Below are 12,462 nucleotides of genomic sequence, written 5' to 3'. Positions count from 1 at the left end.
TTTTCAAAGGATTATCCCTAATTTTACCCCTTAGTTTAAATCAGAACAGATGCTACAGATAGCACAAATACGCGAGCACAAAGAGGCATTTGCCACCGCCTTAAAAAAAAGGAATATCGACGCCATGCCATTATTGGAAAAAGCGATTTCCATTGATGAGAACAGACGCAGCTTACAAACACAATTGGATGAGACACTTGCCCAAAGCAACCAATTATCCAAGCAAATTGGCGGATTGTTTAAATCTGGTAAAACAGAGGAAGCCAATCAACTGAAGGAGCAAACTGCTGATTTAAAAACTAAATCCAAAAGTTTAGGAGATGAATTGAATCAGGCGGTTGAAGAATTACAGCAATTGCTGTATAATATCCCTAACATTCCGCAGGAAAGTGTGCCCGCAGGAAATTCTGATGAAGACAATGAGGTGGTATCCCAACATGGTGATATACCCCAATTACATACTGATGCTCAACCTCACTGGGAACTAGTCAAAAAATACGACATCATAGATTTTGAGTTAGGTAACAAGATTACAGGTGCCGGATTCCCAGTTTACAAAAACAAAGGAGCGAGATTACAACGGGCTTTGATCAACTATTTTCTGGATAAAAATACCGCAGCTGGATATCAGGAAATGCAAGTACCACATTTGGTGAATGAAGCGAGCGGTTATGGCACCGGACAATTACCAGACAAAGAAGGTCAGATGTACCATGTCGGTAACGATGATCTTTATCTCATTCCTACCGCCGAGGTTCCAATCACCAATATTTATCGCGGGGACTTACTGGAAGAAAAAGACCTACCTATTGCCATGACCGGCTACACTCCTTGCTTTAGAAGAGAAGCCGGATCTTACGGATCAGATGTAAGAGGGTTAAACCGACTGCACCAATTTGACAAGGTGGAAATCCTACGTATCGAACACCCTGATAATAGCGACGGTGCTCTGGATGCCATGGTTGTACACGTCAAAGAAATATTAGAAGAACTGGAACTCCCCTACCGAATTCTGCGCCTCTGTGGAGGAGATTTGGGATTCACTTCCAGCCTGACCTATGATTTTGAAGTCTACAGTACCGCCCAGGAAAAATGGCTAGAGGTGAGTAGTGTGTCCAATTTTAAGACATTTCAAGCGAACAGATTGAAATTAAGATATAGAAACGCCGACAAAGGCACGGAGCTTGCACATACGCTCAACGGTAGTGCGTTAGCCTTACCGCGTATTCTTGCCGGAATCTTGGAAAATTACCAAACAGAGGATGGTATCAACATCCCTAAGGTATTGATACCTTATTGCGGTTTCGACAAGATCGATTAACTTTAAGTCCTATGCGTTATGTGATCCTATTTATTGTGCTTCTATTGGCTGCCAACTTCTGTGACGGCCAGGATTCAAAGCTGGCGCAGAATTATATGGATCAGGGTGAGTTCACCAAAGCACTGAATATTTATCAGAAACTATATCAGCAGAATAAACGCAATCAAAATAATGTGTTTGCCCTGATTGATGTGTATCACGAGTTAGAACGCTATCAGAGTGTAGATTCCTTGCTGGACGATGCCCAATTGGGTTGGAGATCAGACCAGCCTTTCATCATTGAGCGTGGATATAACCAGGTGCTGCAAGGCAATGACAGTCTTGGGGAAATGTATTATCAAAAGGCCCTGTCAATAATCGACTCGCTTCCTCAAATGACCTATCAGATCGCTAACCGATTTGAGCGTCGCAATGAACTTGAAGAGGCGATCCAGGCTTACGAAATAGGCATGGCCGCCAACCCCAAACTCAATTTCACCTACCAACTGGCCCGGCTGTATGGCGAACAAGGCCAATTGGAAAAAATGTTTGACGTCAATATCAAGATGATTGAGGACAACGCCGTTTACAGGTCCAGGGCTCAGGCCATCTTTTCCCAATATGTGACAGATGATCCAGAAAACGAGGGAAATCAGTTACTGCGCAAAGTATTATTGTTGCGCTTACGCGAAAATCCAGACCCGATTTACAACCAATTGCTTTCCTGGCTGTTTGTCCAACAAAAAGATTTTGAGAAAGCTTTTATTCAAGAAAAAGCTATCTACAAACGCACCGAGTCCAATATGGACAACCTCCAAGATCTGGTCAACACCGCTTTGGACGAAGGGGATCTTGAAGCAGCAGAGTCGATTTTGGAATATATGATTTCCGAAACCCAGTCCAGAAGCGTCAAATATATTGCTCAAAGTCTTCAATTGCGAATAAAGGCCAATCGGTCTACCCCAGAACAATTCGACACGATTATAGCATCTTATGACAACCTGTTGAGCATCTACGGCCGCGACGCCGAAACCTTTAGGCTTCAGTTGGATTATGCCGATTTTCTCGCCTTTAAAGCTGATCAACCCAAAAAGGCCAGTGACATCCTTGTGGCACTTGAAAAGACTAATCTATCCAAATTTCAGCAAGCAGATGTTAAAATGAAACTGGCTGATATTTTGGTGCTTCAGGAGCAATTCAACCGGGCATTGATTTTATACAGCCAGGTCCAAAATGACTTACCCAACGATACCAGGGCGCAGGAAGCACAATTTAAAGTAGCACGGGCCAGCTATTTCCAAGGAGATTTTCCATGGAGCTTGACTCAACTCAAAGTCCTCCGCAGTGCCGCCAGTAAATTGATTGCCAATGATGCCATGGAACTGAGTTTGGTGATTTCAGACCACTCCTTGGAGGACACCACCTTTGTAGCTTTAAAAGCTTTCGCGAAAGCGGACCTGAAACAATACCAGAACAAAAGGAAAGAGGCCATCTCAGATTACAGTCAGCTATTATTGAATCACAAGGGTGACCCTATTGAGGATGAAGCCTTGGTCAAACAAGCCCAACTCTATCAGCAGGAAGGTGAATTTGAAAAAGCACGGAACAACTACCAGTTGGTCATCGAGAACTATGCCGATGGTATACTGGCAGATGATGCATATTACCAACTCGGCTTATTATATCAAGAGCACCTGGAAGATCCGATCAAGGCACAGGAGTATTTTGAAAAAATCATTTTCAATCATGCAGACAGCATTCATTTTGTAGACGCCAGACGACGCTACAGAAGTTTGAGAGGAGATGAAAACACCAAGGCTTTTTAGGCCAAAAATCTATACAATGATCATATATAACGTGACCTGTAATATGGAAGCAGGCGTAGAAGAGGAGTGGTTGGAATGGATTCGTGAGCACATCGCTCAGGTGCTGGGAACAGGATTGTTTATGGATGCCCGACTTACTCGTGTTTTGGTCCAGGAAAACGATGGTTCAAGCACGTTTTCTATCCAGTACAAGGCGAGGGATCGGGAAGCCTTAGATATTTATTATGACCGGTATGCACCTGCCTTGCGACAGCAGTCCATGGATAAATTTGGCGAGCGCGTACTCGCTTTCCGTACAGAGTTGGAATTGATCGATGAATACCGGGTACACGGCAGCCTTAATTAAACCAGCTCCAAACCTCTTCACGATTAAGACATAAAGTAGATTCTTTGGGAAAATTCAAGAAAAAAAACAAGGGTGCAAAGCACGGTAGCGATAAGGGAGTGACGGCCAAAAAGCACCTGGGCCAGCATTTCCTGAAGGATGATCAAGTAGCCATGCGTATTGCTGATTGCCTGAGTTATAAGGGCTATGAGCAAGTACTGGAGATTGGGCCTGGAACTGGCGTACTGACCAAACATGTCATCAGAAAAGGTTTAAAAGTCACCGCGATGGAATTGGACAGGGAGTCGGTGGTGTATTTAAAACACAGCTTCCCAATTGAACACGCCAAGATCGTGAATCAGGAAAACTTTCAGGTGTTAGAAGCAGATTTTTTAAAGCAGGACCTCCAGGATGTTTTTGAAAAGGAAGACTTTGCGGTAATCGGTAACTTTCCTTACAACATCAGTAGCCAGATCGTTTTTAAAACACTGGACCATCGGGATCAGATACCAGAATTTGGCGGTATGTTTCAGAAAGAAGTAGCCCAACGCATTTGTGCGACCCATGGCTCAAAAACTTACGGCATATTGTCGGTTTTGACCCAAGCATATTATGATGCCACCTACTTATTTACCGTTGGCCCAGATGTATTTAATCCGCCGCCCAAAGTAGATAGCGGTGTACTGATTCTTTCCCGCAAACCGGATTACGATCGGATAGGCTGTTCTTACCAGAGTTTAAGAAAACTAGTAAAACTTGCCTTCCAACAACGTCGTAAAACATTGCGCAACAGTTTAAAGTCCTTGAGCCTACCAGACGAATGGAAGGAAAGGGAGTTGTTTGGACTCAGGCCAGAACAGATCAGCGTTGATCAGTTTGTGGCATTGGCTATTGAGGTGGAGGAATTGAGCTGACTAACTTTGGCGCCCCATTAACTCCAGTGAGAATTGTCTTAGTTTTTCCTTCTCGTCATCGGCCACCGCCAATTGATCAATGATATTGAGGGCTTTCTGGGTGTAGGAAGAAATGGCATCCAGGGTAGCCTGTGCCCCACCACTATCGGTAAATAGTTTTTTAACAGCTTCCTTTTTGTTTCTGATTTGCTCATCCGAAAGTTGGTGGTGGTGTTGGGCAAACCATTTTTTTAAGGATGCTGCGTACTTAGGGTCTTCCAAGCTTTTGAGATAGAGAAAAGTCTTTTTGTTTTCGCGTATATCGCCGCCTACTTCCTTACCAAAACTTTCTGGATCCCCAAATGCATCCAAATAATCATCCATCAATTGAAAGGCAAGTCCGAGTTGGATTCCGTAATCATAGACCAATTCTTGTTGCTCTTTTGCCGCACCAGCAACTATAGCTCCCATTTGCAGGGCGCATCCCACCAGCACCGATGTTTTGAGCTTAATCATTAACAGATATTCATCGATTTCCACGTCATCGCGGGTCTCAAAATCAATATCGTATTGTTGACCCTCGCAAACTTCCAGTGCCGTTGCAGAGAAAACTTTGTTCAATTGATAGAACTGCTCTGGAGGGTAGGATTCAAAAAGCCTATAGGCCATGATCAGCATCGCATCACCAGAGAGAATCCCTGTATTCAAATCCCATTTTTCATGGACGGTCGGTTTTCCCCTGCGCAGGGCAGCTTCATCCATAATGTCGTCGTGGACCAAAGTGAAATTGTGAAAAACCTCAACCGCAATTGCGGCATCCATTGCTTCTTCCCGTCGTCCACCAAACATCTGTGCACTCATCAAAGTGAGCAATGGGCGCAAGCGTTTACCTCCCAAGTCTAAAATATAGTGCACCGGATCATACAGGTGTTGAGGTTCTTTTTCAGTAATGCGTTGTTTGAGTTGATTCAGAAAATTCTTCCTGAGGTTGTCCATTGATTTCATGGGGTAAAAATAGGCGATGGAACCTAGGGTTTTGTAGGAAATCACAAAGGTTATGTTAAAAAATTGTAAAACTTAGGAAACTTTATTAGTTTCTAAAGTTTCCTCGTTTTATATTTGCCCTCAATTTCAACACTATGCCAGAAGTAAAGGAACAAATTCTCACGACTTCGCTGGACCTCTTTTTAAGCTTGGGATTCAAAAGTGTGACGATGGATGAGATTGCCTCACGCATGGGTATGAGCAAGAAAACCCTTTATACTTACTACAAGAACAAAGGTCAATTAGTAGAAGAGAGTTCGCTACACAAATGCCATCAAGTGTGTGAATGCATTGATCAGATCGTCGATGCTGATACAGAGAATCCGATTGAGGAACTCTATTCCATCAAAAAATACGTGATGAAGGAATTGAAGGGCGACGATTCTTCCCCCATGTATCAGCTTCAAAAATATTATCCTGATGTTTTCCGAAAGCTTACCGATATACAGTTTGCTCATATTGACGAATGTATCCGTAAGAATGTGAACAAGGGGATTGAACAGGGACTTTATCGAGATAACATCAATGTGGGTTTTATCGCTCGGATCTATTTTGTGGGTATGCAAGGGATCAAAAACCTGAATATTTTCCCCTCAGAAGAGTTTCCGGCTCAAGAGCTTTTTGAGCAGTACCTCGAGTACCACCTCAGAGGTATTGTCACGCCTCAGGGACGTAAAATTTTAAATAAAATAACCAATTCAAACCACGATTAGATGAACCAATATATTCTTGGGATATGTATTTTGGTAGTATTCGCTTTCGCGAAAGCGGACGCCCAGCCATCACCGCAACAGGAATCCTATAGTTTCAGCTTAGACGAAGCCATACAGTACGGTCTGGAGAACAACTACCAGGCACTAAATGCCAAACGAGATATCGCCAAAGCTCTGAAGCAAAAATGGGAAACAACCTCCACCGGGTTACCCCAAATCAATGGAAGCGCCGACTATCAATACCAAATCAAGCAACCAGTAACTCCCCTACCAGGAGAAATTGTTGGAGGCGAGCCGGGCACCTTTGTTCCAGTAACTTTTACTCCTAAACAAAGCGCTAACCTCACCGCCACGCTGCGACAATTGATTTTTGACGGTTCTTATATTGTGGCTCTGGAGGCTTCAAAAACCTTTTTGGATTTTTCTGAAAATGCCAATAACAAAACCAAACTTGAAGTCCGTAAAGGAATAATCAATGCCTACGGAGGGGTTTTACTCACTCAAGAGAACATTGCCATACTTGAGCGGAATTTGGACAACTTGAGCAAGAATCTTGAGGAGACTACCAAGATCTATGAAAACGGTTTAGCCGAACAAGAAGACGTGGAGCAACTGCAAATCACCGAGGCCCAATTAAAAAACCAGCTGAAAAGTGCCATGCGCCAAGAAGATATTGCCATGGATATGTTGAAGCTGGCCTTGGGTATCGCATTAGATACTCCAGTAACGCTGGAAAGTGACTTGGAGAGCCTGGCTTTAAAACATATGGATCCTAGCCTAACCAGCAGCTCACTGGAAATGGAAAAGAATACGGATTACCAGATTGCTTATAATTTTACCGAGCAACGCCGTCTGGAATACAAACTGGAACGCGCCAAGGCTCTTCCTACGCTCAGTGGTTTTGTCAATTATGGAGTAAATGCATTTGACGATGAGTTTGTCTTTTTTGACTCGGACACCAGATGGTTTGGACAATCCATCGCTGGTATCAGCCTTAATGTTCCCATATTTAGTTCGCTAGGTAGACAAGCCCGCACCGACCGCGCAAAAATCGCCTGGGACCAAGCAGAAACCGATTTGGACCGTACCATGCAGGAAATACGGTTGAATTATCAGACCGCCGTCAATAATTATCAAATAGCCATTGACAATTATACCACTAGTAAGGACAATTTGGCCCTGGCAGAACGTATAGAAAATAAGAACCTGATCAAATTCCGCGAGGGTATTGCTACGAGTTTTGACTTGCGGCAAGCACAAACACAGCTTTATGCTACCCAATCAGAATACTTACAAAGCATGTATCAAGTGATCACAGAAAAAGCCAATCTGGAGACTATACTCAACACACCAGAATTTATTAACAACCAAGATTAATTGCTTCCAAACAACTGCATCATGAAAAAAATAAGCTTATTACTATTAGGTTTTGTGCTACTCACCGCTTGTGGGGAAAAGGAACCTACCATTCAAGAATTAATTGCTTCAGGTGAAACAAAGGCAATCGCTCAAAAGAAAACAGAATTACTCAGCCAGAAAAAGGCGCTGGAAAATGATATCCAGGCGATTGAGAAATACATGGACAAAAATGCCGTGAAAAAAGAAGGAGCCTTGGTAAGTATCGAGACCATCTCTGATACCTTGTATAAGCATTATATAGAACTTCAGGGAAGCGTGGATACCAAGCAAAATATCACCATCACCCCAGAAGCATCAGGCATTCTCACCAACGTGTATGTAAAGGAAGGGCAGCGAGTAACACGCGGGCAACGACTGGCACGTATTGACGATGGAGGTATGGGCCAAAACATCGAACAGGCCCGGGTGCAAGCCCAATTGGCTAAAACCACTTATGAACGCCAGAAAAGATTGTGGGACCAAAATATCGGTTCAGAAATTCAATACCTACAAGCCAAAGCCAATTATGAGTCCCAGGTCAATGCTGTCAAATCCATGGAACAACAACTGGCCAAAACAATCATAACCGCGCCGTTTTCTGGAGTGATCGATGACGTGATTACAGAACAAGGGAATGTAGTTACGCCTGGTATGACACAGATTTTTAGATTGGTCAATCTGAGTGATATGTACATAGATGTGGAAGTGCCTGAAACCTATATCGCCAGCGTGAATGAGGGTACTGACGTAAAGGTTCAGTTCCCTGTTCTCGGAGAAACGGTAGATAGTAAGGTAAGCCAATCCAGTTCCTACATCAACCCGGCCAATAGATCTTTCATGATCAAAATACCTGTAAACAATACCAGCGGGAATATCAAGCCCAATCTTACCGCTAAACTTAAAATCAATGATTACACAAAGGAGGACGCTATTCTGGTACCGCTTTCAGTGATTAGTGAAAATCAGGATGGGGAGCAATATGTCATGCTTGCCACCGACTTGAAATCTGGTAATTCCTATAATAGGGCTACCGCCAAAAGACAATTGGTAGAAACCGGAAAGCCTAGCGGGAATATGATAGAAGTCGTTGAGGGTTTAAAGCAAGGAGATCAAATTTTGGTCGAAGGTGCACGTAGTGTGAAAGACGGGCAGTCCATTAGAATCAATAAAGAAGCATAACATGGGAAAGAAAAGTGAAAAGGAGTTTGGATTGTCCTCTTGGGCGATCAACAACTCTACTGTAATCTGGATCCTCATTGCCATAGTGCTGATCCTGGGGGTTCAAGGATATTTTGCCATGCCCAGGGAAGATTTTCCTGAGGTCAAGGAAACAAAAATTTATATCTCTAGTGTCTTTCCAGGTAATACAGCCGAAGATATTGAACGATTGATCACTGAACCTCTGGAAGATCAGTTGAAGAATATTTCTGGTGTAGCCGAGATACTTTCCACCTCTCAAGAAGACTACTCAATCATCACAGTTGAGTTTGAAGAAGGAGACATTTTGAGTTCCAGTATTAGTGTAGAAGAGGCTAAGCAAAAAGTAAAGGATAAAGTTGACATGGAAACGGCCAATGAAGACTGGCCCACCTTTAACGGTGCCAAAATCGAACCCAATGTCTTTGACTTGAAAATGAGTGAGGAGATTCCGATCATGAATATCAATCTGAGAGGAGATTATACCGTCAGAGAACTCAAGGAATTTGCTGAATACCTACAAGATGAAATAGAGGGGCTTCAAGAGATCAAAGAAGCCAGTATCCGGGGTGCCCAGGAGCTGGAAGTAGAAGTAGCGGTCGATATCTACAAAATGACCGCAGCCAAGGTTAGTTTTGACAATGTTATCAATGCGGTACGGGCAGGGAATTCCACGATGAGTGCAGGTAACATTAAAACGGAAAACCAACGACGCACGATACGTATCTTGGGGGAAGTAACCCGACCAGATCAGCTGGAACGTTTTGTAGTGAAGAATGAAAACGGCCCGATCTATCTCAAAGACATCGCTGAAGTAAATTTTAAGGAAGAAGACAAGACCACTTATGCCCGAGAGTCAGGAGATCCGGTTGTGATGATCGACGTCAAGAAACAGTCAGGTAAAAACATGATTACTGCCTCAGAAAGTATTCGTGAAATTTTAGCTGAATCACAGGAAAACAATCGAATCCCTTCAGATGTAGAGATTACCATTACTAATGATGGTTCCAGCAGAACCCTGAACCAAGTAGATGATTTGGTCAACAACATCATCTTTGGGGTGATTTTGGTGGTGACGGTGTTGATGTTCTTTTTAGGATTCCGTAACGCATTGTTTGTAGGTTTTGCAATTCCTATGTCCATGTTGATGAGTTTTGTTATCCTGAATTTCTTGGGATATACACTGAACACCATGATTCTATTTGCCATGATCATGGGACTGGGAATGCTGGTAGACAATGGTATTGTGGTAGTTGAAAACGTCTATCGTCTGATGGATGATGAAGGCATGCCCAGAATGCGAGCAGCAAAGGTGGGTATCGGCGAAATTGCCGTACCTATCATCATATCGACCTTGACAACCGTAGCAGCCTTTGTCCCTATAGGTCTATGGCCAGGTGTGATGGGCGAGTTTATGAAGTATTTCCCGATCACATTATCCGTGGTACTGGGAAGTTCATTGATTGTTGCCATTTTCTTTAACTCGATGTTGGTGTCCAAATTCATGAGCGTGGATGAAAAACAAATTCCGCTTAAGAATTTGATCTGGATTTCCATCGTCATGGGTGGATTGGGAATATTGATTATTCTTTTTGGTGGTGCGATACGCGGAATTGGATCTGTGATGGTGGTTACTGTAATTTTGTTGTGGATTTACAAGTATGTCCTCAAAGGGGCTACCTTATTTTTCCAACGTCGCATCCTCAAATGGTTAGACAATGCCTATGCCAGTTTCCTGAAATTTGCCTTGAGAGGCAAGAAGCCGTATTTCTTTATGGCGGGAATGGTAGTGATGTTTTTTGGTGTATTGGCCCTTTATTTTGGGTGGTCGGTAGCAAAAGGTCGTACCAAAGTGGAGTTTTTCCCAGAAAACAAACCCAACCAGATCATTGTTTATATCGAATACCCACAAGGAACATCCATCGCCAAGACCAATAGCACGACTAAAGCCATTGAAGAGATAGTCTATGATGTCTTAAATCAAGAAGAGTACATGGATGATGGACGTAACTTTTTGGTAGAAAGTGCGGTTTCACAAGTGGGTGAAGGTGCCGGAAACCCACAAACCGATGGGGGAAGCTCGGCTGAGATGCCCCATAAAGGAAAGATAACCGCCTCCATGCGGGAATATAAATACAGACGTGATAAGGATTCTGAGGTATTACGCAAGAAAGTACAAGAGGCCGTTCAAGGCAAATTCCCGGGAATAGCCATTAGTGTTGAAAAGGATGCCGCCGGTCCTCCAGCCGGGTATCCGGTCAATATCGAACTACAGGGTGATGATTATGAAGAACTGATCGTGACTGCAGAGCGCATGGTCAAATTCCTCAATGAAAAGAATATCGCCCCTGTTGACGAACTTAAAATCGATGTCAATAAGAGTAAGCCAGCCCTACAGGTTAAGGTCGATCGTGAAAAAGCGGGTGAGCTGGGTATCAGTGCCAGCCAGGTAGGAATGCAATTGAGGCGTGCCATTTTTGGAGAAAAAGCTGGAATTTACAAGAAAGATGGTGAGGACTATGACATCTATGTGCGCTTCAATGAGGAAAATCGATACGATCGTAGCTCTTTGTTTAATCAGCGCATCACCTTTAGGGACATGGCGACCGGCCGGGTGATGGAAGTACCTGTGAGTGCAGTAACCACTCAAGAGAATGTTTCTGGTTTTAGTGCCATTAAGCACAAGGATAACCAGCGTGTGGTGACCGTTTACAGCGCGTTGAAACCTGGATACAGTGATGCAGGAGCCGCTGTGGCGCAGATACAAAATGAGATGTTAGATTTTGAAGATCTACCTCAAGACATCAAAATCGATTACACCGGACAGCTGGAAGAACAAAATAAGCAACAGGCCTTTTTGATGTCAGCCCTACTGTTTGGATTACTGCTGATTTTCTTTATCCTGATCTTCCAATTCGGCGGAGTGTCCAAACCGACCATCATCATGATCTCGATCTTCCTGAGTTTTATTGGGGTGTTTTTGGGCTTGATGATCACAGGTTGGCCTTTTGTCATTATGATGACTATGATGGGGATCATCTCTTTGGCTGGTATTGTGGTGAATAACAGTGTGGTCCTGATTGACTACGTGGATATCTTAAAATTGAAGCGACGTGAGGAATTAGGTATTGATGATGACAAGCACTTGATCAGCAAGGAAGATGCATTTAAAGCTATTGTACAAGGAGGTAAAGCCCGTTTACGTCCGGTATTGCTTACGGCGATCACTACCGTACTGGGACTTATACCCTTGGCCATCGGACTGAACATTGACTTCTTTGGTCTGGCCAGTAATTTTGACCCCAATTATTACCAAGGTGGTGACAATGTGATCTTCTGGGGGCCATTGGCCTGGACGGTAATTTTTGGGCTATTGTTTGCGACCTTTCTGACCTTGATCATTGTACCTGTTCTTTTATATATGGTACACCGGGCGAAGTTAAGGTGGCAACGTTTTAGAAATCCAGAACGTGTAGAAGAACGTGAAGAAGCCTATCAACAACTGGAAGGCGACCAAGTCGCATAGATAAGTTGTAACTTGTAAGAGGCTGTCTAAAAAGCTTATAAACAACAATGTTGTCAGTCTGAGCTTGTCGAAGACCGGTTGAAATCTCAAATGGTTTATTCATTGGAAATCACCTTTGACGGGCTCAAGCTGACAAGTATTGTCGTGCTGAGCATGCTCATATGAAATCAAAAGATTAAAACTTCGACAGGCTCAGTTTGACACTGCTTCTACGGCCTCAGTTCGACTTTAGAAAGTTGC

At 43.4% G+C, this 12,462-nt stretch carries 9 protein-coding genes; 8 read left to right on the top strand and 1 reads right to left on the bottom strand.

Annotated features, from left to right (window positions below):
* The first annotated feature begins 49 nt into the window (after nt 1–49).
* Genes serS through rsmA form a run of 4 tightly spaced genes read left to right on the top strand, consistent with a single transcriptional unit; the run spans nt 50 to nt 4,365 of the window.
* On the top strand, nt 50–1,321 hold the full coding sequence (gene serS / locus EGM47_RS03485; RefSeq protein ID WP_124979358.1) for a serine--tRNA ligase: 1,272 nt from the start codon (nt 50–52) through the stop codon (nt 1,319–1,321).
* A gap of 11 nt (nt 1,322–1,332) precedes the next feature.
* A complete protein-coding gene (locus EGM47_RS03480; RefSeq protein WP_240642155.1) occupies nt 1,333–3,126 on the top strand; it encodes a tetratricopeptide repeat protein in 1,794 nt (597 codons plus the stop codon).
* A 16-nt stretch (nt 3,127–3,142) separates the two neighbouring features.
* Entirely contained in the window at nt 3,143–3,472 is a 330-nt protein-coding gene (locus EGM47_RS03475; RefSeq protein ID WP_124979357.1) for a DUF4286 family protein, read from the top strand.
* A 44-nt stretch (nt 3,473–3,516) separates the two neighbouring features.
* Complete coding sequence (rsmA, locus tag EGM47_RS03470; RefSeq protein WP_124979356.1) at nt 3,517–4,365, top strand: 16S rRNA (adenine(1518)-N(6)/adenine(1519)-N(6))-dimethyltransferase RsmA; 849 nt, start codon at nt 3,517–3,519, stop codon at nt 4,363–4,365.
* Here the strand turns inward: rsmA and EGM47_RS03465 are convergent, their stop codons facing one another.
* The gene (locus tag EGM47_RS03465) at nt 4,366–5,349 is read right to left on the bottom strand and encodes a polyprenyl synthetase family protein (protein WP_124979680.1); all 984 of its coding nucleotides are present in this window, start codon (nt 5,347–5,349) and stop codon (nt 4,366–4,368) included.
* A 134-nt stretch (nt 5,350–5,483) separates the two neighbouring features.
* On the opposite strand from EGM47_RS03465, the gene EGM47_RS03460 reads away from it, so the two are divergent.
* Genes EGM47_RS03460 through EGM47_RS03445 form a run of 4 tightly spaced genes read left to right on the top strand, consistent with a single transcriptional unit; the run spans nt 5,484 to nt 12,222 of the window.
* Nucleotides 5,484–6,101 (top strand): TetR/AcrR family transcriptional regulator, encoded by a 618-nt coding sequence (locus EGM47_RS03460; protein WP_124979355.1) that lies wholly within the window; start codon nt 5,484–5,486, stop codon nt 6,099–6,101.
* Nucleotides 6,102–7,478, top strand: a complete 1,377-nt coding sequence (locus EGM47_RS03455) for a TolC family protein (RefSeq protein ID WP_124979354.1) — start codon at nt 6,102–6,104, stop codon at nt 7,476–7,478. It begins immediately after the preceding gene.
* Nucleotides 7,479–7,499: 21 nt separating this feature from the next.
* A complete protein-coding gene (locus tag EGM47_RS03450) occupies nt 7,500–8,678 on the top strand; it encodes an efflux RND transporter periplasmic adaptor subunit (RefSeq protein WP_124979353.1) in 1,179 nt (392 codons plus the stop codon).
* Nucleotide 8,679: 1 nt separating this feature from the next.
* A complete protein-coding gene (locus EGM47_RS03445) occupies nt 8,680–12,222 on the top strand; it encodes an efflux RND transporter permease subunit (protein ID WP_124979352.1) in 3,543 nt (1,180 codons plus the stop codon).
* The last annotated feature ends 240 nt before the right edge of the window (nt 12,223–12,462 follow it).

Source organism: Nonlabens xiamenensis (assembly GCF_003865345.1).
GTDB classification, from domain to species: Bacteria; Bacteroidota; Bacteroidia; order Flavobacteriales; family Flavobacteriaceae; genus Nonlabens; species Nonlabens xiamenensis.
The sequence above is the reverse complement of the archived record's forward strand: the minus strand, read 5'-3'. Positions and strand labels throughout refer to the sequence as shown.

What these genes read in the sequence shown, in the direction of transcription:
- serS (WP_124979358.1), top strand. Translation starts at nt 50, where the DNA reads ATGCTACAGATAGCACAAATACGCGAGCACAAAGAGGCATTTGCCACC.
- EGM47_RS03480 (WP_240642155.1), top strand. Translation starts at nt 1,333, where the DNA reads ATGCGTTATGTGATCCTATTTATTGTGCTTCTATTGGCTGCCAACTTC.
- EGM47_RS03475 (WP_124979357.1), top strand. Translation starts at nt 3,143, where the DNA reads ATGATCATATATAACGTGACCTGTAATATGGAAGCAGGCGTAGAAGAG.
- EGM47_RS03465 (WP_124979680.1), bottom strand. Translation starts at nt 5,349, where the DNA reads ATGAAATCAATGGACAACCTCAGGAAGAATTTTCTGAATCAACTCAAA.
- EGM47_RS03460 (WP_124979355.1), top strand. Translation starts at nt 5,484, where the DNA reads ATGCCAGAAGTAAAGGAACAAATTCTCACGACTTCGCTGGACCTCTTT.
- EGM47_RS03455 (WP_124979354.1), top strand. Translation starts at nt 6,102, where the DNA reads ATGAACCAATATATTCTTGGGATATGTATTTTGGTAGTATTCGCTTTC.
- EGM47_RS03450 (WP_124979353.1), top strand. Translation starts at nt 7,500, where the DNA reads ATGAAAAAAATAAGCTTATTACTATTAGGTTTTGTGCTACTCACCGCT.
- EGM47_RS03445 (WP_124979352.1), top strand. Translation starts at nt 8,680, where the DNA reads ATGGGAAAGAAAAGTGAAAAGGAGTTTGGATTGTCCTCTTGGGCGATC.